At 54.6% G+C, this 23,936-nt stretch carries 23 protein-coding genes and 1 pseudogene; 12 read left to right on the top strand and 12 right to left on the bottom strand.

Annotation, left to right across the window (positions count from 1 at the left end; translation table 11 throughout):
• The first annotated feature begins 31 nt into the window (after window positions 1–31).
• Window positions 32–604, top strand: a complete 573-nt coding sequence (locus EV102420_RS04170) for a glycine cleavage system transcriptional repressor (RefSeq protein ID WP_042389343.1) — start codon at window positions 32–34, stop codon at window positions 602–604.
• Complete coding sequence (gene bcp / locus EV102420_RS04165; RefSeq protein ID WP_042389340.1) at window positions 604–1,074, top strand: thioredoxin-dependent thiol peroxidase; 471 nt, start codon at window positions 604–606, stop codon at window positions 1,072–1,074. Before EV102420_RS04170 ends, bcp begins: the two co-directional genes overlap by 1 nt.
• Window positions 1,075–1,116: 42 nt before the next feature.
• Here bcp and EV102420_RS04160 read toward each other — a convergent pair whose 3' ends face one another.
• Window positions 1,117–2,178, bottom strand: a complete 1,062-nt coding sequence (locus tag EV102420_RS04160; RefSeq protein ID WP_042389338.1) for an AI-2E family transporter — start codon at window positions 2,176–2,178, stop codon at window positions 1,117–1,119.
• A 151-nt stretch (window positions 2,179–2,329) separates the two neighbouring features.
• On the opposite strand from EV102420_RS04160, the gene bepA reads away from it, so the two are divergent.
• Together bepA and arsC are read left to right on the top strand one after the other, a co-directional pair.
• Entirely contained in the window at window positions 2,330–3,793 is a 1,464-nt protein-coding gene (bepA, locus tag EV102420_RS04155; RefSeq protein ID WP_042389335.1) for a beta-barrel assembly-enhancing protease, read from the top strand.
• Window positions 3,794–3,805: 12 nt separating this feature from the next.
• Window positions 3,806–4,162: an arsenate reductase (glutaredoxin) gene (arsC, locus tag EV102420_RS04150; protein WP_042389333.1), complete on the top strand. Its 357-nt coding sequence runs from the start codon at window positions 3,806–3,808 to the stop codon at window positions 4,160–4,162.
• A gap of 42 nt (window positions 4,163–4,204) precedes the next feature.
• Here arsC and EV102420_RS04145 read toward each other — a convergent pair whose 3' ends face one another.
• The 3 genes from EV102420_RS04145 to upp all read right to left on the bottom strand — a co-directional run bounded on the left by EV102420_RS04145 (window position 4,205) and on the right by upp (window position 7,048).
• Window positions 4,205–4,906: a DnaA inactivator Hda gene (locus tag EV102420_RS04145; RefSeq protein WP_103818889.1), complete on the bottom strand. Its 702-nt coding sequence runs from the start codon at window positions 4,904–4,906 to the stop codon at window positions 4,205–4,207.
• A 128-nt stretch (window positions 4,907–5,034) separates the two neighbouring features.
• Window positions 5,035–6,324 carry a uracil permease gene (gene uraA, locus EV102420_RS04140; RefSeq protein WP_042389326.1) on the bottom strand — a complete coding sequence of 430 codons (1,290 nt, stop codon included), beginning with the start codon at window positions 6,322–6,324 and terminating at the stop codon, window positions 5,035–5,037.
• Between the two features lie 97 nt (window positions 6,325–6,421).
• Entirely contained in the window at window positions 6,422–7,048 is a 627-nt protein-coding gene (upp, locus tag EV102420_RS04135; protein WP_042389323.1) for a uracil phosphoribosyltransferase, read from the bottom strand.
• A gap of 226 nt (window positions 7,049–7,274) precedes the next feature.
• Here upp and purM point away from each other — a divergent pair, with 226 nt between their 5' ends.
• The 4 genes from purM to ppx all read left to right on the top strand — a co-directional run bounded on the left by purM (window position 7,275) and on the right by ppx (window position 12,718).
• Window positions 7,275–8,312 carry a phosphoribosylformylglycinamidine cyclo-ligase gene (gene purM / locus EV102420_RS04130; RefSeq protein WP_042389321.1) on the top strand — a complete coding sequence of 346 codons (1,038 nt, stop codon included), beginning with the start codon at window positions 7,275–7,277 and terminating at the stop codon, window positions 8,310–8,312.
• The gene (gene purN / locus EV102420_RS04125; RefSeq protein ID WP_042389318.1) at window positions 8,309–8,947 is read left to right on the top strand and encodes a phosphoribosylglycinamide formyltransferase; all 639 of its coding nucleotides are present in this window, start codon (window positions 8,309–8,311) and stop codon (window positions 8,945–8,947) included. The genes purM and purN overlap by 4 nt, the downstream gene beginning before the upstream one ends.
• Before the next feature lie 165 nt (window positions 8,948–9,112).
• The gene (gene ppk1 / locus EV102420_RS04120; RefSeq protein WP_042389314.1) at window positions 9,113–11,173 is read left to right on the top strand and encodes a polyphosphate kinase 1; all 2,061 of its coding nucleotides are present in this window, start codon (window positions 9,113–9,115) and stop codon (window positions 11,171–11,173) included.
• Window positions 11,174–11,176: 3 nt separating this feature from the next.
• The gene (gene ppx / locus EV102420_RS04115; RefSeq protein WP_042389311.1) at window positions 11,177–12,718 is read left to right on the top strand and encodes an exopolyphosphatase; all 1,542 of its coding nucleotides are present in this window, start codon (window positions 11,177–11,179) and stop codon (window positions 12,716–12,718) included.
• 27 nt (window positions 12,719–12,745) lie between these two features.
• On the opposite strand, the gene EV102420_RS04110 is transcribed toward ppx, so the two are convergent.
• Entirely contained in the window at window positions 12,746–14,989 is a 2,244-nt protein-coding gene (locus EV102420_RS04110; RefSeq protein WP_042389308.1) for a sensor domain-containing phosphodiesterase, read from the bottom strand.
• A 349-nt stretch (window positions 14,990–15,338) separates the two neighbouring features.
• On the opposite strand from EV102420_RS04110, the gene EV102420_RS04105 reads away from it, so the two are divergent.
• On the top strand, window positions 15,339–15,539 hold the full coding sequence (locus EV102420_RS04105; RefSeq protein ID WP_072015186.1) for a YfgG family protein: 201 nt from the start codon (window positions 15,339–15,341) through the stop codon (window positions 15,537–15,539).
• Here EV102420_RS04105 and EV102420_RS04100 read toward each other — a convergent pair.
• Window positions 15,531–16,424, bottom strand: a complete 894-nt coding sequence (locus tag EV102420_RS04100; protein ID WP_042389302.1) for a LysR family transcriptional regulator — start codon at window positions 16,422–16,424, stop codon at window positions 15,531–15,533. The genes EV102420_RS04105 and EV102420_RS04100 overlap by 9 nt on opposite strands.
• A 97-nt stretch (window positions 16,425–16,521) precedes the next feature.
• Between EV102420_RS04100 and EV102420_RS04095 the strand changes: the two genes are divergently transcribed.
• Together EV102420_RS04095 and EV102420_RS04090 are read left to right on the top strand one after the other, a co-directional pair.
• Window positions 16,522–17,709: an MFS transporter gene (locus tag EV102420_RS04095; RefSeq protein WP_042389299.1), complete on the top strand. Its 1,188-nt coding sequence runs from the start codon at window positions 16,522–16,524 to the stop codon at window positions 17,707–17,709.
• A gap of 23 nt (window positions 17,710–17,732) precedes the next feature.
• Complete coding sequence (locus EV102420_RS04090) at window positions 17,733–18,269, top strand: GNAT family N-acetyltransferase (RefSeq protein WP_042389296.1); 537 nt, start codon at window positions 17,733–17,735, stop codon at window positions 18,267–18,269.
• A gap of 121 nt (window positions 18,270–18,390) precedes the next feature.
• Here EV102420_RS04090 and EV102420_RS04085 read toward each other — a convergent pair whose 3' ends face one another.
• Complete coding sequence (locus tag EV102420_RS04085; protein WP_042389294.1) at window positions 18,391–18,588, bottom strand: hypothetical protein; 198 nt, start codon at window positions 18,586–18,588, stop codon at window positions 18,391–18,393.
• A gap of 198 nt (window positions 18,589–18,786) precedes the next feature.
• Between EV102420_RS04085 and EV102420_RS04080 the strand changes: the two genes are divergently transcribed.
• Window positions 18,787–19,239 (top strand): DUF943 family protein, encoded by a 453-nt coding sequence (locus EV102420_RS04080; protein ID WP_042389291.1) that lies wholly within the window; start codon window positions 18,787–18,789, stop codon window positions 19,237–19,239.
• A 359-nt stretch (window positions 19,240–19,598) separates the two neighbouring features.
• Here the strand turns inward: EV102420_RS04080 and EV102420_RS04075 are convergent, their stop codons facing one another.
• From EV102420_RS04075 to EV102420_RS21815, 5 genes and pseudogenes are all read right to left on the bottom strand, one after another.
• On the bottom strand, window positions 19,599–19,988 hold the full coding sequence (locus tag EV102420_RS04075; RefSeq protein WP_042389288.1) for an immunity protein Tsi6 family protein: 390 nt from the start codon (window positions 19,986–19,988) through the stop codon (window positions 19,599–19,601).
• A complete protein-coding gene (locus tag EV102420_RS04070) occupies window positions 19,985–21,232 on the bottom strand; it encodes a polymorphic toxin type 46 domain-containing protein (protein ID WP_042389285.1) in 1,248 nt (415 codons plus the stop codon). The genes EV102420_RS04075 and EV102420_RS04070 overlap by 4 nt, the downstream gene beginning before the upstream one ends.
• A complete protein-coding gene (locus tag EV102420_RS20830) occupies window positions 21,229–22,035 on the bottom strand; it encodes a DcrB-related protein (RefSeq protein WP_072015185.1) in 807 nt (268 codons plus the stop codon). Before EV102420_RS20830 ends, EV102420_RS04070 begins: the two co-directional genes overlap by 4 nt.
• Before the next feature lie 284 nt (window positions 22,036–22,319).
• Window positions 22,320–22,793, bottom strand: a complete 474-nt coding sequence (locus EV102420_RS04060; RefSeq protein ID WP_255211650.1) for a HigA family addiction module antitoxin — start codon at window positions 22,791–22,793, stop codon at window positions 22,320–22,322.
• A 92-nt stretch (window positions 22,794–22,885) separates the two neighbouring features.
• A pseudogene (locus EV102420_RS21815) lies at window positions 22,886–23,677 on the bottom strand (P-type conjugative transfer protein TrbL); the annotation flags it as partial.
• Window positions 23,678–23,936 lie beyond the last annotated feature (259 nt).

The following is a 23,936-nucleotide window of genomic DNA, read 5'->3' as shown; positions in this document are numbered from 1 at the left end:
CGTTAGCGAAGCATCTATAGGAAGAACAGGTTTGACCCCTTCATCACAACATTATCTGGTTATCACCGCGCTAGGTGTCGACAGGCCTGGTATCGTCAACACGATCACCCGTCACGTGAGCAGCTGCGGCTGTAATATTGAAGATAGCCGGCTGGCGATGCTCGGGGAAGAGTTCACCTTTATCATGCTGCTTTCCGGGTCATGGAACGCCATTACCCTGATTGAATCCACGCTGCCGCTGAAGGGCGCAGAGCTGGATCTGCTGATCGTGATGAAACGCACCACCGCGCGGCCCGGCGCGGCGCTGCCCGCCACGGTGTGGGTGCAGGTTGAGGTAGCGGACTCCCCGCACCTGATCGAGCGCTTCACCGCCCTGTTTGATGCCCACCAGATGAATATTGCCGAGCTGGTCTCTCGCACCCAGCCTGCCCAAGCCGGTGCAGCCGCCCAGCTCTTTATTCAGATCACGGCCCATAGCCCGGCGCTGGAAGATGCGGCAAAAATTGAACAAGCTTTCAAAGTACTATGTACAGAATTAAATGCGCAGGGCAGTATAAATGTCGTCAACTATTCCCAGAACGATGAACAGGATGGAGTGAAGTGATGAATCCACTGAAAGCCGGTGATACCGCACCGAAATTTAGCTTGCCGGATCAAGACGGAGAACAAGTTAATTTGGCCGACTTCCAGGGACAGCGTGTATTGGTCTATTTCTACCCGAAAGCCATGACCCCAGGCTGTACCGTTCAGGCCTGTGGCCTACGCGATAACATGGACGATTTAAAGAAAAAAGGTGTGGAAGTGCTGGGCATCAGCACCGACAAGCCGGAAAAGCTCTCCCGCTTTGCTGAAAAAGAGCTGCTGAACTTTACCCTGCTGTCCGATGAAGACCATCAGGTCTGCGAGCAGTTTGGCATCTGGGGTGAGAAGTCGTTTATGGGGAAAACCTACGACGGCATTCACCGCATCAGCTTTTTGATTGGCGCGGACGGGGTCGTTGAGCACGTGTTCAACGATTTCAAAACCAGCAACCACCACGATATCGTGCTGAACTGGCTGCAGGAGAACGCGTAAAGTATTAAGGCCCGGCGGCGCTACGCCTGCCGGGCCTACACGCTACTCTTCCACCGCCGGGACATCCGGCCAGGCATGCACCACCGCCTTGATTAGCGTGGCGAGCGGGATCGCAAAGAACACGCCCCAGAAGCCCCACAGTCCGCCGAAGATCACCACCGACAGAATAATCACCAGCGGATGCAGGTTCACCGCCTCCGAGAAGAGCACCGGCACCAGCAGGTTGCCGTCCAGCCCCTGAATGATCAGGTAAACCGCAAAGCAACTCCAGAACTCGGTTCCCAGCCCAAACTGGAACAGCGCCACGCCGATCACCGGCAGCGTGACCACAAAGGCGCCAATGTAAGGGATAAGCACCGAGAAGCCCACCAGCACCGCCAGCAGCAGCGAGTAGTTAAGACCGAAGAGAATAAAACCAATCCACGTCGCCACGCCGACGACGATCATCTCTAGCACCTTGCCGCGAATATAGTTGGTGATCTGCTGGTTCATCTCCACCCACACCTGCCCTGCCAGGCCACGGTTGCGCGGCAGAATGCGGCGTACGGCATTGAGCATCTGCTCTTTATCCTTCACCAGGAAGAAGACCATCAGCGGCACCAGCACCAGATAGACCGCCAGCGTCAGCAGCCCTACCAGCGAGGCGACGGAGTATTTGACCACCGAATCCCCCAGGCTGAGCATGCGGGTGCGCATGTTCTCTGCCATGGCATCGATAATGCCCGCGTCCATCAGCGCCGGATAGCGTCGCGGCAGCGTGGCCGCAAAATCAGAGAGCTTGTTGAGCATGCCGGGCATATCGCGGATCAGATTGATGCCCTGCTGCCAGGCGATAGGCATCACCACGAAGGCCATCAGCAGCAGAATGCCGACGAACAGCACCAGCACGATGCTGGAGGCGACGGTACGTGAGCAGCCGACGTTTTCCAGCCGGGCGGTAGGCCACTCCAGCAGGTAGGCCAGCACGATGGCCACCAGCAGCGGGGCTAATAACCCGCTAAAAAAGAACAGGATGCTAAACCCTGCCAGCAGAATGACCAGCAGCGCAATCGCCTCCGGATCGCTAAAGCGACGGCGATACCACTGCATTAACATTTCGAGCATAACTTACCTTACCTATAGGTCCCTGGTGGGTTTTCCGGAGGAATTGTATCGAAGTGAAACAAAAAAGACTTCGCTTTTCGACGCTGCCACAGGAAACTAACGCATCAATTGATTAAGATGTTCATCATGCTCGCCATACAGGATTGAGGTTATGTTCAGGACGTTGAGAAAAACGCTGGTTGCTACCCTGATTGCTACCCTGACGCTGGGCCAGGCCGCGCCGGTCTTTGCGGATTCAGCGGATACCCTGCCGGATATGGGTACCTCGGCGGGCAGCACGCTGTCGATTGCCCAGGAGCTGCAGATGGGCGACTACTACGTTCGTCAACTGCGCGGCAGTGCGCCGCTGATTAACGATCCCCTGTTGGTGCAGTACATTAATGGCTTAGGGATGCGCCTTGTTGCCCATGCCAATTCGGTACGCACCCCGTTCCACTTCTACTTAATCAATAACGACGAAATCAACGCCTTCGCCTTCTTTGGCGGCAACGTGGTGCTGCACTCGGCCCTCTTCCGCTATGCCGATAACGAGAGCCAGCTGGCCTCGGTAATGGCGCACGAAATCTCCCACGTTACCCAGCGCCACCTGGCGCGAGCGATGGAAGATCAGAAAAACAGCGCGCCGCTGACCTGGGCGGGCGCATTAGGATCTATTCTGCTGGCGATGGCCAGCCCGCAGGCGGGGATGGCGGCGCTAACCGGTACTCTGGCCGGCACCCGTCAGGGAATGATCACTTTTACCCAGCAGAACGAGCAGGAGGCAGACCGCATCGGCATTCAGGTGCTACAGCGCTCGGGGTTCGATCCGCAGGCAATGCCGACCTTCCTTGAAAAGCTGCTGGATCAGGCCCGCTACTCTTCACGACCGCCGGAGATCCTGCTGACTCACCCCCTGCCGGAGAGCCGTCTCTCGGATACCCGCAACCGTGCCAACCAGATGCGGCCCGTGGTGGTCCAGTCTTCAGAAGATTTTTACCTGGCGAAGGCGCGTACGCTGGGGATGTATAACAGCGGGCGTAACCAGCTTACCAACGATCTGCTGGATGCCTGGGCTAAGGGCAACGTGCGCGAACAGCGTGCCGCCCAGTATGGCCGGGCACTCCAGGCGATGGAGGGCGCTAACTACCCCACCGCCAGCCAGGCGTTGCAGCCCCTGCTGAGCGCAGAGCCGGGCAACAGCTGGTATCTCGATTTAGCCACTGATATCGATCTCGGCCAGAGAAAGTTTGATCAGGCCATCAACCGGCTGAAAAATGCCCCGCGGCTGAAAACCGACCCGGTGTTGCAGCTCAACCTGGCCAACGCCTATTTGCAAAGCGGCCAGGCAAGCGAGGCGGAGAAGATCCTCAACCGCTACACCTTTACCTATAAAGATGACACCAACGGCTGGGAGCTGCTGGCGCAGACCGAGGGCACGCTCGGCAATCGCGATCAGGAGCTGGCCGCCCGTGCCGAAGGCCTGGCGCTGCACGGTCAGCTGGATCAGGCGATCTCGCTGCTGGGCAGCGCCAGCGCGCAGGTGAAGCTGGGCAGCATGCAGCAGGCGCGCTACGACGCCCGCATTGACCAGCTGCGGCAGATGCAGGAACGCTTTAAGCCTTATACCAAGATGTAATCAGGAGAATGTATGTCCGACGCGGTCACGATCTACCATAACCCCCGCTGCTCAAAGAGCCGCGAGACCCTGAGCCTGCTGCAATCCCACAGCGTTGAGCCGCAGGTGGTGCTCTACCTGGAGACACCGCCGGATGCGGCCACGCTGCGTAACCTGCTAAAGATGCTTAATTTAAGCAGCGCCCGGGATCTGATGCGGCAGAAGGAAGATCTCTACCGCACGCTTAACCTGGCGGACAACGGTCTGACGGAAGAGGCGTTAATTCAGGCGATGGTCGAGAACCCGAAGCTTATCGAGCGCCCTATCGTGGTGAAGCACGGCCAGGCGCGCATTGGCCGACCGCCGGAGCAGGTGCTGGAGATCCTGTAGTAAACAGCGTAGGCCGGATAAGCGTAGCGCCATCCGGCATTTTCACAGCTTCAGGATCTCTTTCACAAACGGGATCGTCAGCTTGCGCTGGGCGGTAATAGAGGCGCGATCAAGCTGATCCAGCGTCTCAAACAGCGTGCGCATCTCGCGATCCAACCTCTTCAGCAGAAAACGGCACACGTCCTCCGGCAGCTCGAAGCCACGCTGGCGGGCGCGCAGTTGCAATGCCAGCAGTTTATCCTCATCCGACAGCGGCTGAAGCCGGTAGATCTGCCCCCAGTCGAGGCGCGAGGCCAGATCCGCCAGGTGCAGATTGAGCTGGCGCGGCGGGCGATCGCCGGTGATCAGCAGGCGCGTGCGGCCTGATTCCAGAATGCGGTTGTAGAGATTGAAGATGGCCATCTCCCAGGGATCGTCCCCGGCGATGCACTCAATATTGTCGATACAGACCAGCGAAAGCTGCTCCATGCCGTCCAGCACTTCCGGCACAAACCAGGTACGCTTATCGAGTGGAACATAGCCCACGGCGTCGCCGCGTGCGGAGAGCTCGGCGCAGGCGGCATGCAGCAGATGGCTGCGACCTGCACCTTCCCGCGACCAGAAGTAGATGTATCCGCTATGATCCTGACGCAGCACGTTTTGCACAGCCGCCAACAGAGAGGGGTTATCACCCGGCCAGAAACTGGCAAAGGTTTCATCGTCGGGAAGATAGAGTGGCAGAGAGAGCTGCGCCGGTGCGTTCAGAGATACCTCAACAGGGCTTACGGAAAACGCAGCGAGTTTACCACAAAACGATGCGCGGTTTGAACCGGGCACGACGCCCGGTTCAATTTCCAGACTGGTTCAATTTCCAGACAGGTTCAATTTCCAGATTAGCGCGGAGTGACGTCGTTCTCCTGGGCGTCAATCACCTCTTCTTCCGGACGCAGGACGCTAATAAGTTTGAAGATCAGCGCCAGGCCGATGCCAACGATGGTCGCCAGCGCCATGCCCTTCAGCTCTGCTGCGCCGATGTGCACCTTCGCGCCGCTGACGCCGATGATCAGGATCACCGAGGTCAGGATCAGGTTCTGCGCTTTGCTGTAGTCCACCTTGGATTCAATCAGCACGCGAATACCAGATGCGCCGATTACCCCATACAGCAGCAGCGACACGCCGCCCATCACTGGAACCGGAATGATCTGGATAGCCGCCGCCAGCTTGCCGACACAGGAGAGCAGAATGGCAATGATCGCCGCCCCGCCGATAACCCAGGTGCTGTAGACGCGGGTAATCGCCATCACGCCGATGTTCTCGCCGTAGGTGGTATTCGGCGTGGAGCCGAAGAAGCCGGAGATGATAGTGGAGAAGCCGTTGGCAAACATTGAGCGGTGCAGGCCCGGATCACGGATCAGGTCGCGCTTAACGATGTTGGCCGTGACGACCAGGTGACCAACGTGCTCGGCGATGACCACCAGCGCGGCAGGCAGAATGGTGAAGATAGCGAACCACTCAAAGCGCGGGGTGTAGAAGGTCGGCAGAGCAAACCAGTGCGCCTGGGCAATCGGGGTGGTATCCACCACGCCCATCGCAAACGACAGCGCATAGCCCGCCAGCACGCCGATCAGGATCGGGATAATCGCCAGGAAGCCGCGGAACAGCACCGAGCCAAACACGGTCACGCCCAGGGTAACCAGCGAGATGATCACCGTTTTGCTGTCCGCAGACTGCCCATCTGCTGGCAGCAGGCCAGCCATGTTAGCCGCCACGCCTGCCAGCTCAAGGCCGATTACGGCTACGATTGCGCCCATCGCCGCCGGAGGGAACATCACGTCCAGCCAGCCGGTGCCCGCTTTCTTGACGATAAACGACACCAGGCAGAACAGCACGCCGCACATAATAAAACCGCCGAGCGCCACCTCGTACCCGAGCGGCAGCAGAAGCAGCACCGGGGAGATAAACGCAAAGCTGGAACCCAGATAGGCAGGAATTTTACCCTTACAGATAAAGAGATAGAGCAGCGTACCGACGCCGTTAAACAGCAGCACGGTAGCCGGGTTAATGTGAAACAGGATTGGCACCAGCACGGTTGCGCCGAACATGGCGAACAGGTGCTGCAAACTAAGCGGAATTGTCTGTAAAAGCGGCGGTCTTTCACTCACCCCGATAGCACGGCGCGTCATAGTGTTTTCCTCTGAGTTGTGTTTTGTATAAGGCGAACTGCGTCTTTTATTCAAAAAAAAGCCGACTATCAAAGTCGGCTCTTTTTCATTTATTCAATTACTTGGTACCAAAAATCTTGTCGCCGGCATCGCCGAGACCAGGAATAATGTACCCGTGCTCGTTAAGCCCCTGATCGACCGATGCGGTATAGAGTTCGATATCCGGATGCGCCTTCTCCAGTGCGGCCACGCCTTCCGGCGCGGCAACCAGCACCAGCACCTTGATGCTGCTGCAGCCCGCTTTTTTCAGCAGGTCGATGGTGGCGATCATTGAGCCGCCGGTCGCCAGCATCGGGTCAACCACCAGCGCCATACGCTCGTCGATGTTCGATACCAGTTTCTGGAAGTAAGGTACCGGCTCCAGGGTCTCTTCGTCGCGGTAGATACCGACCACGCTGATGCGCGCGCTCGGGACGTGCTCCAGCACGCCTTCCATCATGCCAAGACCGGCACGCAGGATCGGCACCACGGTAATTTTTTTACCTTTGATCTGCTCGATTTCCACCGGGCCGTTCCAGCCTTCGATGGTCACCTTCTCGGTTTCCAGATCGGCGGTCGCTTCATAGGTCAGCAGGCTGCCTACTTCAGAGGCGAGTTCACGAAAGCGTTTGGTGCTGATGTCATGCTCACGCATCAGTCCCAGCTTGTGTTTGACGAGTGGGTGTTTTACTTCCACGATCTTCATACTCTTCTCCTTCCCCAGACAGTTGGCAGCCACAAAAAAAATCGCCGGATTATACCGCTTTTTCTCCGTTGCGCTATAGGTAGAGGGTTGATCCCGATCAATCAGATTGAAAATCAGTATATCGCAACGATCTCTGAGAGCCATGAATAATGGACTCGCAAACGTTTGCCTTGACTGTTAGAATTGCGCCGAATTTTATTTCTATCGCCATGTGGGGATCCAAGCAGTGACCGATAAAACCTCTCTCAGCTACAAAGATGCCGGTGTTGATATTGACGCAGGTAATGCACTGGTTGACCGAATCAAAGGCGTAGTGAAGAAAACCCGCCGCCCGGAAGTGATGGGTGGACTGGGTGGCTTCGGTGCGCTGTGCGCGCTGCCGCAAAAATATCGTGAGCCGGTGCTGGTTTCCGGTACTGACGGCGTGGGCACCAAGCTGCGCCTGGCGATGGATCTCAAGCGTCATGACACGATCGGCATCGATCTGGTGGCCATGTGCGTTAACGACCTGGTGGTTCAGGGCGCTGAGCCGCTCTTCTTCCTCGACTACTACGCCACCGGCAAGCTGGACGTCGACACCGCGGCCAGCGTGATCAACGGCATTGCGGAAGGCTGCCTGCAGTCCGGCTGTGCGCTGGTCGGCGGCGAAACCGCTGAGATGCCAGGCATGTACCATGGCGAAGACTATGACGTCGCGGGCTTCTGCGTGGGCGTGGTTGAGAAATCGGAAATCATCGACGGCTCTAAAGTCACCGACGGCGACGTGCTGATTGCCCTTGGCTCCAGCGGCCCGCACTCTAACGGCTACTCGCTGGTGCGCAAAATCGTTGAGGTGAGCGGCTGCGATCCAGAAACGACCCAGCTCGATGGTAAATCGCTGGCGGATCACCTCCTGGCCCCGACCCGCATCTACGTGAAAAACATTCTTGAGCTGATTGCCAGCGTGGACGTTCACGCTATCGCCCACCTCACCGGAGGCGGCTTCTGGGAGAACATTCCGCGCGTGCTGCCGGACAACACCCAGGCGGTGATTGACGAATCCAGCTGGCAGTGGCCTTCCGTATTCAACTGGCTGCAGCAGGCGGGCAACGTCAGCCAGCACGAGATGTACCGCACCTTTAACTGCGGCGTCGGCATGGTCATCGCCCTCTCTGCTCAGGATGCCGATAAGGCGATTGAGCTGATGAACGCGAAAGGTGAAAAGGCCTGGAAAATCGGTATGATTAAAGCTTCTGATTCCAGCGAGCGCGTGGTCATCGAATGAAAAACATAGTGGTGCTAATTTCCGGTAATGGAAGCAACTTGCAGGCAATTATCGACGCCTGCGCGCAGAAGAGAATTAACGCCACTGTTCGTGCGGTATTCAGTAACAAGGCCGACGCGTTCGGCCTACAACGTGCGCGTGAGGCCGATATCGCGGCCCACGCCATCACGGCCGATCAGTTTGCCAGCCGTGAAGCGTTTGACCGTGAGCTGATGATGGAGATCGATGCCTACGCACCGGATCTGGTGGTGCTGGCAGGCTATATGCGCATTCTCAGCCCCGAGTTTGTCGCCCACTATCAGGGCCGCCTGCTGAACATCCACCCCTCCCTGCTGCCGAAATATCCCGGCCTGCATACCCACCGTCAGGCGCTGGCGAACGGTGACGAAGAGCACGGCACCTCCGTGCATTTTGTCACCGACGAACTGGACGGCGGACCGGTGATCCTGCAAGCCAAAGTGCCGGTATTTCCTGGCGACGGTGAAGAGGATGTGACCGATCGCGTCCAGACCCAGGAGCACGCGATCTACCCTCTGGTGGTGAGCTGGTTTATCGATGGCCGTCTGGCGATGCGCGAGGGTGCTGCATGGCTCGACGGCGTTCAGCTCCCCCCGCAGGGACACGCCGCCGAGTAGATCCTCTCTTGCCGGGCAGCCTGTGCCGTCCGGCAATAACCTCCGCATTATCAGATTACTGTCATACTTATCTGTCACAATTGGACAAGCTGTGGTAATTCTCACCATAATAAAGGCTGAGATGGATTTGCCACGTCCCGAGATTGAACCGGAGTGTGAGTTGTAATGGGTCAGGAAAAGCTATACATCGAAAAAGAATTAAGCTGGTTAGCGTTCAATGAACGCGTGCTGCAGGAAGCCGCCGACAAGAGCAACCCTCTTATTGAGCGAATGCGTTTCCTCGGCATCTACTCCAATAACCTTGATGAGTTCTACAAGGTGCGCTTTGCTGAGCTTAAGCGCCGGATTATCATCAGCGAAGAGCAAGGCTCCAACGCCCACTCCCGACATCTGCTCGGTAAGATCCAGACCCGCGTACTGAAAGCGGATCAGGAGTTCAACGGTCTGTATAACGACCTGCTGCTGGAGATGGCCCGTAATCAGATCTTCTTGATTAACGAACGCCAGCTCTCCGAGAACCAGCAAACCTGGCTGCGCCACTACTTCAAACACTATCTGCGCCAGCACATCACGCCGATCCTGATCAACCGCGAAACCGACCTGGTGCAGTTCCTGAAGGATGACTACACCTATCTGGCAGTAGAGATTATTCGCGGGGAGAGCATTCGCTACGCGCTGCTGGAGATCCCGTCGGATAAGGTGCCGCGCTTTGTTAACCTGCCGCCAGAGACGCCGCGCCGCCGCAAGCCGATGATCCTGCTGGATAACATCCTGCGCTACTGCCTGGACGATATCTTCTACGGCTTCTTTGACTACGATGCGCTGAACGCCTACTCGATGAAGATGACCCGTGACGCCGAGTACGACCTGGTGCACGAGATGGAGTCGAGCCTGATGGAGCTGATGTCCTCCAGCCTCAAGCAGCGCCTTACTGCCGAGCCGGTACGTTTTGTCTACCAGCGCGATATGCCGGACGCCATGGTAGAGATGCTGCGCGACAAGCTCACCATCTCCCGCTATGACTCCACTGTACCAGGCGGCCGTTACCACAACTTTAAAGACTTCATCAGCTTCCCGAACGTCGGCAAAGCCAACCTGGTGAACAAGCCGCTGCCGCGCCTGCGCCATGTCTGGTTCGATAACTTCCGCAACGGCTTCGACGCCATTCGCGAGCGGGACGTGCTGCTCTACTATCCGTACCACACCTTTGAGCACGTGCTTGAGCTGCTGCGTCAGGCCTCGTTCGACCCTAACGTGCTGGCCATCAAGATCAACATCTACCGCGTAGCGAAAGATTCACGCATCATTGATGCGATGATCCACGCCGCGCACAACGGCAAGAAAGTGACCGTGGTGGTGGAACTGCAGGCGCGCTTCGATGAAGAGGCCAACATCCACTGGGCTAAGCGTCTGACCGAGGCCGGGGCGCACGTGATCTTCTCCGCGCCGGGACTGAAAATTCACGCCAAGCTGTTCCTCATCTCGCGTAAAGAGGGTGAAGAGGTGGTGCGCTACGCTCACATCGGCACCGGTAACTTTAACGAGAAGACCGCCCGGCTCTACACCGACTACTCGCTGCTTACCGCCGATGCGCGCATCACTAACGAAGTACGCCGGGTGTTTAACTTTATCGAGAACCCTTACCGGCCGGTACACTTTGAGTACCTGCTGGTGTCGCCGCAAAACTCGCGCCGCCTGCTGTACGATATGATCGACCGCGAGATCGCCAATGCGCAAAACGGTCAGCCGTCAGGGATCACCCTCAAGCTCAACAACCTGGTGGATAAAGGCCTCGTGGACCGACTGTATGCTGCATCCGGCTCCGGCGTGCCGGTTAATCTGCTGGTGCGCGGTATGTGCTCGCTGATCCCCGAGCTGGAAGGGCTGAGCGATAATATCCGGGTGATCAGCATCGTGGACCGCTATCTCGAACACGATCGCATCTATATTTTCGAAAATGGCGGCGATAAGCAGGTTTACCTCTCGTCTGCCGACTGGATGACGCGTAATATTGACTATCGCATTGAGGTTGCGGCCCCGCTGCTCGATCCGCGCCTTAAGCAACGCGTGCTGGACATCATTGAGCTTCTGTTCAGCGATACCGTGAAGGCGCGGTATATCGACAAGGAATTGAGTAATCGCTATGTGCAACGGGGCAACCGCCGCAAGGTTCGCGCGCAGCTAGCGATTTACGACTATATCAAATCACTCGAACAACCAGACTAATCTATGCCGATAAATGACAATACCCCACGGCCGCAGGAGTTTGCTGCGGTCGATCTCGGTTCGAACAGTTTCCACATGGTCATTGCCCGTGTGGTGGATGGCGCCATGCAGATCATTGGCCGCCTGAAGCAGCGCGTGCATCTGGCCGACGGCCTGGATGAGAACAGCGTTCTGAGCGAAGAGGCGATTGAGCGCGGCCTGAGCTGCCTGTCGCTGTTTGCCGAACGCCTGCAGGGCTTCGACCCGGCTAACGTCTGCATTGTTGGCACCCACACTTTGCGCCAGGCCGCCAACGCCGCTGATTTCCTCAAGCGTGCGGAGCAGGTCATCCCCTACCCGATTGAGATCATCTCTGGCAACGAAGAAGCCCGACTGATCTTTATGGGCGTTGAGCATACGCAGCCGGAAAAAGGCCGCAAGCTAGTGATCGATATTGGCGGTGGCTCTACGGAACTGGTGATCGGCGAAGATTTTCAACCTATCCTGGTTGAGAGCCGCCGTATGGGCTGCGTCAGCTTCGCGCAAACCTATTTCCGCGGCCGCATCATTAACCGGGAGAACTTCCATCGCGCGCGCATGGCGGCGGTGCAGAAGCTGGAGAGCCTAACCTGGCAGTACCGTATTCAGGGCTGGAACGTGGCCCTGGGCGCATCGGGCAGCATTAAAGCCGCTCATGAAGTGCTGCTGGCGATGGGCGAGAAAGATGGGTTCATCACCCCTGAACGGCTGGATAAGCTAGTGACCGAGGTGCTGAAGCATGACAGCTTTGACGCGCTGAATCTGCCGGGGCTCTCCGACGAGCGCAAGGCGGTCTTCGTGCCTGGCCTGGCGATTTTGTGCGGCGTGTTTGACGCACTGGCCATTCGCGAGCTGCGTCTCTCCGACGGCGCGCTGCGTGAAGGGGTGCTGTATGAGATGGAGGGCCGTTTCCGCCATCAGGATATCCGCAGCCGCACCGCACAGAGCCTTGCCAACCAGTATAACATTGACCGGGAGCAAGCCCGTCGCGTGCTGGAGACCACAACCCACATGTACGAGCAGTGGGAAGCGCAGAATCCAAAGCTGGCGAATCCGCAGCTGGCGGCCCTGCTGAAGTGGGCCGCGATGCTGCACGAGGTTGGGCTGAACATCAACCACAGCGGGATGCATCGCCACTCGGCCTATATCCTGCAGAACAGCGATCTGCCTGGCTTTAACCAAGAGCAGCAGCTGATGATGGCGACCCTGGTGCGCTTCCACCGCAAAGGTATCAAGCTCGACGATCTGCCGCGCTTTACCCTGTTCAAGAAGAAGCACTTTTTACCGCTGATCCAGCTCCTGCGCCTCGGCGTACTGCTGAACAACCAGCGCCAGGCGACCACTACCCCGCCGACCCTCCGTCTCACCACCGACGATAACCACTGGACGCTTAGCTTCCCTCGTGACTGGTTCTCTCAGAACGCGCTGGTGCTGCTGGATCTGGAGAAAGAGCAGGATTACTGGGGCGCGGTCACCGGCTGGCTGCTGAAGATCGAAGAGGAGCACTCCTCCGGCGTCGCGGCCTGATCCGCACCGCCCTAGCCCCTCCTATGCTCAGGCACGCTGTGACAGTGCCTGAGCGTCTCCCGCCAGCGTCTCAAGCGGTATGGGTTTACCAATCAAGAACCCTTGCAGATAGTCGATCCCCAGCGAAAGGGCAGCGCTGCGCACCTCCTCACTTTCGACGTACTCCGCCACCACCCGCATCTTTTTCATCCGTGCCAGATGGCAGATAGAGGCCACAATCTGGTAGTCGAGGCTGTTTGACGTCAGATTGCGAATAAAGCTGCCGTCAATCTTCAACATATCGGCGTTGATGTTTTTCAACCGCGCATAGCTGGCATAGCCGGTCCCAAAGTCATCTATGGCCACCCGGCAGCCCAATTGCTGAAGCTGGCCGAGGGTCTGGTTTGCCTGGTTAATATTGGTCAACGAGTTACTCTCCGTGACCTCAAAAATAAGCTGCCAGGCCTCAACGTTGTAGCACTCAAGCAGCCTGGCGACCTCACGGGCAAAGTTGCTCCGGCAGACGGAGGCTGGCGACAGGTTAACTGAGAAGCGCGCCCCCGGCTCCGTTTCACGATAGTGCGCCATAAAGCGCAGCGTGTGTTCAATCACCCACAGGTCGATGCGTGACGAAAGGCCAAACTCATGGGCTACCGGCAGGAACGCATCCGGGCCGATAAGCTCGTCGTCATCGCCGAGCATCCGCAGCAATATCTCATGGTAGTCGTCGCCGCGTATGCCGGCGATCGGCTGGGCCATCAGGCGGAACCGATCCTCCTCCAGCGCCCGTTGCAGGCGGTTCATCATCTCCACCTTACCTTTCAGGCTGCGCTGTAGATTGACCGACCCGCGGTGCTGAAGGCTTTCTGGACTCTGGGTTTCCAGGGAGAGATCCGCCGTGGTGCTCAGCTCGCCCAGCAGCAGATAGAGATGCGACACCGGCGAACGCACGTAGCAATAGCTTATGCCTACCTTTGGCTGCAACGGCATGTCATCCCAGGCGAAGCGGAACTGCTTGATCCGCTTATCCAGTTCGGCGATGCGCTGCACGTAGGATTCGGTATTGAGCCGGATAACGATGTCATATCCCGACAGATGGTATACGCACTCATTGCTTTGTAGCCACTGCGTTAGCCACTCGGACAGCATCTGCTTGTACTGGATGCGCAGCATAATACCGTAGTGCCTTCCCAGCAGCTCCAGATCGGGGATGCGTAAAAAGCAGAGCACCGACCACGGGGTATCCGCCAGCGCACGATTGAGCGCCCGCAGGTTTGGCATATTGAGAACCGGATCGAGCCACGCCAGCCGGCTAACCCGCTCGTGCATCCGCCGCTGGCGCGTTGCCAACATCGACATCCAGGCGATGATAAACGAGAACACCAGGTAGCTGGAGGAGAGGATCGTCAGCTGGATTTCGTAGCGCGGCGAGACCGGCGTATAGCGGTAGAAGTAGTGAATGCTTACCATCATAAACGGCGTCCAGACGATAGACATCAGACGATAGCCATAGCGCATCGACCCCCACAGCATCACCGGGAGCAGCAGCGACAGCGTGTAGTTAGTGGTGAAGATGCCGGTATTTTCATCCCACGGGGAGAGCATCAGCAGCATCAGTAGCGCAATAACGGCAAACCACACGATCACCTCCAGCCGGGTCACCTTGGGATCAAAATCCCGACGCAGGCGAGAGAGGTAACCTTTTATGTGGCGTGGATGGTGGAGCACCCTGATCAGCAGATAGCAGAACGGCGTTCCGGTCAGCCCGCTGACCAGCAGCGCCTGATAGTTAATCAGCGTGCGCAGGCTAAACGGGGTCACGCCGGTCAGGGCCTGATAATTGTCATACAGGCCTAGCCAGGTGATGGTATGGAAGATCAGCAGGAACAGCGTGGCCGGGCAGACGGCCTGCCAGAACATACGCTGCGCGGTGAGTTGCGCATTGCCGTAGGAGACGTTATGCCGCCGGGTAACGAAGATCCGATAGCCACCCCAGCTTACGATGATGGGCACAATAAAATGGACGATTTTAAGCAACGTCTCTGGGGCGCTGGTGTGCGGATAGTAGTGCCAGGCCAGGGAGAGAATAATACCGGGCAATGCCGCCCAGCCGTAGAAGAGCATCAGGCTCAATAAGAGCGAGAGCGGCAGATAATAGAGTATCATGCTGCCATCCGAGACCCAGGTAAAGGTATCGACCATGTGGGCAAGGGGCAGCAGCAGGAAAGGCAAGACGAGCGGCAGCGCCCACCATTTAGCTTTATAGAGAGTATAAATTTTCGCGTAGCTCATCGATGTTCAGTGTAAAACCCAGCGTACTGAAATCGATTCAGGCGGGGTTCCAGGCTAACCATGAAGATTATAGAGTCGGTCAGACTGTGCCATTTGTGAAGAGTTTAGTGCTGCAAAAGCAGCTGCAATTGACCAGGATCAAGCAACCGCGCGCCTTTTAAAACATCGCCTTCTCTTCTTCGCGCAATTTTTCTTAATAATTCATGCGCTTTATCATTATTTCATTATTATGGTTTTAGTAAATGCTTTCTTTGACGAAATTTTACATAACGACCGATTGATCTACGCTTCGCTCTGTGCATTAATACAGCAATCGCCCGCTTGTCGGGTTAACCCTTAGGAACCTCTTGTGAGCCAGTCACACAGTATGCGAAAACGACAGCGATTTGACAGTCGCATGACCCGTATCGTATTGCTTATCAGCTTTTTCTTCTTCTTTGGACGCTTCGTCTACTCCTCTATCGGCGCCTGGTACCATCATCAGGATAAAGCCCAATCACAGCAATCCTCTCTCTCCGTTGAGACGCCGGTAAATAAAACGCTAAATTAACTCGCTTTTCTTTTGTAGCAGTTGAATGATCGCCCCTATGCCTCGGCTCAGGATCTTATCCTGACGGATGACTATTGCCAGCTGACGCTGCAAAAGCGGATCCAGTGAACGCACGTTGAGCCCCTTACGATCGTTTGGATGCGCCACCGACATTTGCGGGACTATGCTATATCCCAGCCCGGCGCTAACCATGCGCTTGATGGCTTCGATACTGCCAAGCTGCATCACAGATATCGTCGGCAGTCCCGCTGCGGCAAACCAGCCATCAATAAGCGTGCGCGTACTGCTTCCGTCCTCAAAGGCGATGAGCGGCAGCGCATGTAGCGCCTCGGGCGTTAACGATGCCGCCGGGTGCGAGTGCGCCAGCGCTTCGATAAAAACAAACTCTTCGTTCAGAAACGGCGTGATATCCAGTGTGCGTCCGCTGGCGGGAAGCGTAACCAGCCCCAGATCGAGACGATTTTCCTCCACCGCCTGGACAATGCCAGGCGTATTTCCGGTCGTGACGCCTACCTGCAGCAGGGGATAATCCAGCCGCAGCCGCTGCAATAGCGGTGGCAAAAGATGGATGCACGCCGTCGCCCCCGTGCCGAGCCTGATCGTGCCACTGACTTCATGGCTAAACGCGCTAACCGAACGTATCGCTTCGTCCACGGCCTGACCAATCCGCTCGCCGTGAGCCAGCAACGCTACGCCAGCGGCGGTCGCCTTAACGCCTCGCCCGGTGCGCTCGATCAACCGTGCCTGAAGAAACTGTTCAAGCTGGCGAATTTGCAGGCTTACCGCCGGCTGGGAGAGGCCAAGCACGTTTGCCGCGGCAGAGAAACTGCCCCGCTGTACCACCAGCCGAAAGGTCGCCAGATTTCCTAGATTTAGCGTCGTCATGCAAAGTTTCTCTTATAGCGGTGATAAACGTTGAGCCCTGCCTGAACCATACCGCGCACGGTATGCTCAGGACAACTGCCTAACGGAATGAAAAATAATGACTTCGCGCGCCATACCTCGCCTCCTGCCTCTCTTCGCTGGCTGCAATCAGCTGATTAACTGGGGTATCTCGTTCTATATGCCCGGCACGTTTGCCCATGCCATTGCCCGCGATACCCACTGGACGCAGCCGCAGATCTATCTTGGCCTGACCCTGGCGATGCTGGTCATGGCGCTGGTATCGCCCTTTGTCGCCAGGCTACAGGCCAGACTGGGCGGGAAGAATGTTGTAACTATCGGCACGCTGCTGACAGCGCTGAGCTGCGCCGCCATGGCCTGCACGCACTCGCTTACGGGCTGGTATAGCGCCTGGCTTATAATGGGCATCGGTATGCGCCTGTCGCTTTATGACGCGCTGTTCGCCGCGCTCATTACGCTTTATGGGCAGCACGCCCGACGCACGATTTCCCAGGTGACGCTGGCGGGAGGCCTCGCATCCGCTGTTTTCTGGCCGCTCGGTGAGTCGCTATTGACCATAATGAGCTGGCGCGGGGCGCTGCTGGTCTATGCACTGTTCGGCCTGCTCAGCGCCACGCTGATCCGCCCCCTGCCCAACCAACCGCTGACCATTACCGCTGCCCCCATGCCGTCAGCGGACAACGTCCAAGACCGCCGCACCGGCTGGCTGTTTGCTGCTTTTATTGCCCTTATCACCTTTGTCTCTAACGGTACATCGACGCACCTGCCGGAGTTTATTGCCAGCGCTGGGCTACCGGTTGCTGCGGGGATGCTGTGGGGAATCGGGCAAACGGGAGCGCGGTTTATGGAGGTCGTCGCTGGTGCACGTCTTACACCACTCAGGTTAACGCTGGTTACCGCCCTGGCAATGCCGCTCTGCTTCCTGCTCGGCCTCAGTGGATCGCTGTTTGCCAGTTCGGCCGCGGGGTTTGTGCTGGGGTACGGCGCAATCAATGGCCTAATGACGATTGTCAAAGCGACGCTACCGCTTCAGCTGTTTGCCGCAGAGGATTATGCTCGACGGACGGGCGTCCTGTTGATTCCGGCGCAGCTGATGGCTGCCGCATCGCCCTTTGCCTATGCATGGCTCGATCGGGCGCTGGGGATCTACGGCGCGCTGGCTTTCTCACTGGCGCTCACGGTGGTCATCGCCGCCCTGGCAATTGCTATTGTCACGTATCAAACGCTGCGCGCTTCGGGCATTATCAGTAGGTCACTGAAACAATAATGATTAAAATAACAGGAGATAAAATGGAGCTGCACTCTGAACGACTCATTCTGCGCAAGGTAAAGCGTTCCGATCTCAACGATCTGTTTCGTATCTATGGCGATCCTGCGACCAATAGATTTAACCCGGCCGGGCCGCATCCGGATATCATCCATTCCCGCACGGTGTTGGACGGCTGGCTTGAGCATTGGCAGACCCAAGGGTTCGGCAACTGGGCCGTCTCGCGAGCTGACAGACCTGACGAGATCGTCGGTTTTGGCGGAATACGTATCGTGCAATACGATACGTTAACGATTAACAATCTGGGCTATCGCCTGGCGGTAGCAGCATGGGGCCAGGGTTATGCCACCGAGTTCGCCAGTACAGCGCTGCACTACGGCTTCGATGCGTTAAAGCTTGATGAGGTTTCGGCGATGGTGCGGAAAAATCATACCGCGTCACAAAAGGTGTTATCCAAGTGCGGATTGGAGTTTGTTAGAGAGGTCCACGACGTAAAAGACGCGCCGCCGAGCCTGCTCTATACGTTGAAGCGCAGCCGTTACAGAAGCAAAGATCGGTAAGGCGATAGGGAAACCCTCTGTAAGAGCAGAGGGCTTGATCCGTTGAGGTGGGCTATTCTAAGCTTAGATTGCTCGCTAATCTGCTTTTAAGCTACTCACATCACGAATAGATGTTAACAACCTATCGCCTGTGTTCACCTCTGGCCTTCCCTAATATATAACTTGCAACGTAAGCAATGGCAAATGACCCGATAAAACCAGCAACCTTCATGGCAATATTATCAAAAACAAATAGTGAATAAAGAGCCACAAAACTCATCGCTACTGTTATGGTTCCTTGTAATGCATGAGCAAGAAACCAACCGATGAACTTAACCATTTTTAGAATTCCAGATAAATTCTGCCCGATTTATTATATCCTATAAACGAACATTAGTTCCATGGGTGTTTAATCAGCAGCCAGACGATAACGTACCTTACAAGTAAAATAGTGTTTTAACACCCTCTAAGAATAAATAAATCAAGTAAACTTATTCACGGCAATAATACAAGAGAAGGTTATAAAAGGATTTATACAGTGAAAAAAATCAGCATCTTAGCGCTCGTCATAGTGGCTTTAGCTTTAGGGTTTTTCTTTGTTAAAAGACCTGTCACTGCTGAAGTGATGGCAGTAGACGCAACGCCTAACACGGTATTGATTGCGGTGAAGGGACTCCCCTACTCTGCTAAAAGCAAACTGAGCTGGTGGCTTGAAAATAAAAATCTGTTGATATCACAGTATAAACTTGATTTCACCGAGCCTCATGAGCAACCCAGCGTCTACATCTATGACTTTGGCGATGGTTTTAAAAAAGAAGAGATGAAAGACAGACTATGCTTTGACAGCGTATTGCCTCCCAATAACTGCATTGATAAAAACATCGCTATGGTTATTTCTCAACTCAGGAACGGAGAGATAAAGCTTGCCGTTGATGATGACGTTTTCATTGAGGATAAAAGCGGTAGGATAGTAAAACAAAGCCCGCATTAAAGCGGGCTTGAAATACTCATCGACTCACCTAATAAACACTATTAAATTGTGTTTATTTCCGCTCAATTATCAATAGAAGTAAAATTAATCAAAATAACAATTAGTTTTGCTCTTGCGATCGAGGGAAACTTGTTTTTCCCATTCGAGATTGACCATATGTGCAGGGTTGGCCATCCTCGCCGCGTCTTCATAAATATGGACGTTTTCTGCCGTTTGCTCCGTCGGTATGTAAACTTCTAAAGATCACGCCTGGACATAAGTACCATCGGCACTAACTTCAACCACGACGCCAATGACGTTAGTAGCCTTAACACTCAATGCAGCTGCGCTGGCCTTATTGTTCACCTTAGTCCAGTCAATTAGACATAAAAGTCATCAGGGTATAACGATTCAAGTTCTTTCTGTTTTGAGTCGAAATTAGGGTCTACCTGATGTGGCAGCTTTACTTTTAAGCCTCTTCTTATTTGTGATGCAATGTAAAACGCATCACCTAAGCGATCCTCAAATATAGGGTCAGTTACTTCAAATTCTTTTGTCGCATACATGCCGAATGTGAGTTTCCAGAGCTTTGCCTTGTCAGTCTCCTGTCCTGTGATGATGTTGTGTAGGAAAATAAGTTGTTGAACGATGGAGTTATACATGGGTTCAAGCGTATCACCTCCGATTACATTGTATTTAATATGGTGGTGACGTTTCTTCGCGAGGCGAAGTGCTCTGTCAACGTAATCTAACGCAGTGTCATTTTTCATTTTTTGGGAATCCATGCATCTTTGTTCGTACCGAACCATTGTATACCGCCACCCTCGGTCTGGAAAGGTTCTTTAGGCACAGACCAGGTATCCAGAGCGGGGTTTGCAGTACTACGCAGCATCTGCACTGGCTGCTGTGATTGATATACTGTCGTTACTTTTGGAACTTTGATTTCTGTACCGTGTAAATTACCTTCAGGATTGATACCAAGTTTGGTTGGTGGTGTACTTTCGTTCAGTGAATACCAGTTCCCCTGCCAGTTCCCTGGAGCCTGATTTTGGTAGGCCAGTTTTCCTCTGTTGATGGATTCAACAGATACTCTCTCATTAAGATTTATGCCTTCCATATATTCTGGAATTTTATTCTCTGGTATTCCCTGCTCTCTCATGAAGTTATTTACTGTTTCGGTATTGCCCCTAATGTTGATATCACGATTTATATCGCCAGTTCGTCCAAATTTTTCATTTAAGTAGGCGCGTCTTTCTGAGATTACAGGGATTTCCTTGCCTGCATTTTTCAATGCAATTCCGCCTCTGGCACCCGCCAGACCACCTGCAAATGATCCGCCGAGTGCGAACCATTTCTGCTCATCACTTCCTTCTCCGTATAACCGGCCGCCGATGAACGCCCCGGCATAGCCGCCGCCCATCCCACCGGCAAACCCCAGCAGAGCGACAACCGGCCCGGCCAGCACAGCCGTTGCGGCCAGTCCAACTCCTAGTAACACCTTATTCACCCAGTCAGGGATCTCCGGGGAGATGGGATCGGTTTGTACTTTCTCACCACCAATCCGCACGTTTGATGAACCTTCGCTGATGGCAGCGCTACAGGAGAGTAGATCGCCGATACGTGCCGCCGGAAACCCGTTGATATAAACGCGGGAAGATCCTTCTGCCACCCGCTGTGGCGCGGGGCCATGTTCGTCACACTCACCGACTGAGATGTGCGCGATAATGGCTGGCCTGCCGTTGATAAAGACGTTGGGCGATCCCGTTATCAGTCTGCCGGTTTCATGTTTTGGCGCCCATGACATACTGCCCAGCACCTCCCCCAAGCCACCTCCTCCAGCGGCACCGGCAATGGTCGCGGCCAGTACGGCAGTTCCCACTCCCCCCGTGACCAGCGTAAATGCTGCTCCTGCAATGGCTCCCCCAATCAGACCGACAACCAGCCAGCCTTTTGAGGCGGTGTGCTCAATTCCGTCACCGACACGGGCCGCTGAAAAAGGATCTGTGCTGCTCATTCGATATTGATCCGCTGGCTGATGTAAGCCTCAACGGCTTCCATGGTTTCCATGCCTCTGATGCCCCGGACGTTCCTTGCTAACAGCAGGCTGGATATCACGGCCCCTTTTCTGCTGCCAATGATATCCCATAACGCATACTGTCCCGTCCCGTTACCGCAGATGACAGGTGCCAGTGTCAGCGGTGCGCCGTCTGCGTCAAAAAACAGATAATCGCTATTTCTGGCACGTTTCAGATCGATACTGGCGTACAGGTCAGATATGCCCTGAAACAGCGCTAGTTCCCGACTGTCACGGTCAAAGGTAAAGAACAGGGACTGACTTTCTGCGGGGATCTGACTGCGGGGTGCCTTTGTCACGGGCGGCTCGCCGGGGAATGTGATGCTGTCAGTAATGGCGTCATAAATTCGTCCGTGGTAGTCGTCGAACGCATCAGGCGAGGTGCCGATAAAACAAATCAGCTTTTTTCCCTGCCCGTTGTCGCCGGTCAGCACTACTCGCTGTTTCTGAAAAATGACCCGCTGGCCCGATTTGAAACGGTAGAACAGTTCCAGCGCCGGCTTTCCCGCCAGTTCCGTCAGACGAGTATGAAAAAGCGACAAGGCTTCCAGCGTAATATCGAGTTCTTTTGACAGCCTTTCAGACACCGACTGGAGCGTATCGTCAGCGCCAGCGGTTGCACGGGAAATGACAAAGGTAAACTCATTTGCCCCGGAATGACTGAGGGTGAAAAGATTCATGGTGCGATCGCGGAACGCATCGGGCACCGTGATATTACAGTCCTGGAGTGTGTAGTCAGACATCTGAAAGACTCCTGAATCCATAGGTTCGGTTCAGGATATCAGTGTTTTACATGAAGGTGTAGTGGTCAACAAAACCTGGCCACGGCTTTAGATTTTTTACGGTATCTCTTTTCCGATTCGTTCGGTGGTAATCCACCGTTATATTCACGAGGCCTGAGTACACTATAATATCACCTCTGTTTAGGTGACCAAATTCAGTAAACCACTACAGACAAAGCTCTAGGAAAAGCATAATCTGCTTTAAAAAGTTAAGCTTTAAGATAGCTACGGATTGATACCCTACTTCATTTCCCTTGGTTATCTTGCAATTCCTGCAGATTACTCCACAAGTCCTCATCTGTCCCAAAGATGTCAGCCAGAACGCGGGCTTCATCATCGCTAAGACGACGCATACCGCAGATGAAATCTTCAACATCCTGCCGGGAAATCCCCATAGCTTCCCCTAAAGCATCATGAGACATGTTCAGCGGTTTTAAAAATTCCTCTGCCAGTATTTCTCCCACTGTCACAGGGCCGGCGGTATCTGCTTTTGTGTAGTAAGCAAAAATCTCTGAACGCCCCTGCTCATACGTCAGCTCACCTGAAATAATACGTGCCTTAATGGACTCATACAGTGACGTACCACTGGGGTCCATTCCTTCAAGTCTCAGGGAAGCCTCAGCTTTCCGAAAGCCCTCAATGCGTAACCGTGAATCGGGAGTCCTAGACATAGTTTTTCCTTTGAGTTGCAGAAGTAAAGTTCGCTCAGTGAGCGTCACCTCGCGCTCCCCCGTAAACTAACGCGCTTGATTCAAGATTTATTATTACCGGATAAGCTATCACCGACAAAATCATCATGTTTGCGGTTATCCTAACGAGTAGCTGTTTGTTTACGTATCTGAGTCGCCAACTCCCCTCCAATAGTCTGTTGGACACGAGAAGAATTGCTACTTCGTTTCATTGTCTGGTATTCAGCAGCTCCGTTAGCCATGCTGCTTCCCATATAGTTTGCCATGCGGCCAGCACGCGAGAACGACGCAGCAAAACCTTCCCTTCCCCACTGGAATTATCTTTACCGGATGGTTGCTCTCCCGATATGTCTACAGAACCGGTATCTTCACCACCGCCAAATCCGCCGCCTGAACCATCACCGGCAGATCTGGATTCTTCGGCCATTGCCGTTTGTGCAGATTCGAACGCGGCTTTTAATGCTGAGGCCCCACCACTGAATTGAGCTGTAGCGCTCATTGCCATCGTTCCAGCGCCACTAATCGCATTAGCAGCACCCGTAATCATACGCGTCCTAAACCCACCCCCCCTTGTAAAGACGCCCCTCCAACAATACCAGATAACAGCAAAGGCAACTTATTCGTCAATACTAATAGGATAATTAACGCCAGGAGCAAAACAATAAGACTATTAAGATCAGGGACATCACTACCAAAACGATTATCGCGACTGTTATCATAATGGTGGAAATCATTGGCGACCAAATTGATGCGCCTGAACTGACTTTGGTTAATATCAAAAACGCCATATCAACTATGCTTGAGGGTGAAATACCAGTACCTATTCCTAAAGCGTTTGCTGCAAGTTGTCTCATTAAGTTAATTATGGACTTCGATATGACTGGGCCATTGATTAAAAGATAATAAAAAAAACCAAAAAAGTTATTTAACTGTCTGTTTTTAATTGAGTTATAAAAAATACCATAACTCAACCGAAATTTATCACATGGTACTTTTTCACACCTGAATTCTAAACCAGAGAATACCATCAAAAATTCCATTGAAAAAACCGTGCTTCCCGTTGCAAACAGCTGCCAAAATGCCAGACACAAAAGCAAAAAAGCCCGCAATTATGCGGGCTTAGAAGTACTTTACTGCTTTTACGTGCAGGCTGTTGCCAGACGAGAAATCATT

Origin of the sequence: Pseudescherichia vulneris NBRC 102420 (genome assembly GCF_000759795.1) — a bacterium.
Lineage (GTDB): Bacteria > Pseudomonadota > Gammaproteobacteria > Enterobacterales > Enterobacteriaceae > Pseudescherichia > Pseudescherichia vulneris.
Note: the sequence above shows the minus strand (reverse complement) of the source record. Positions and strands in the feature narration are given on the sequence as shown.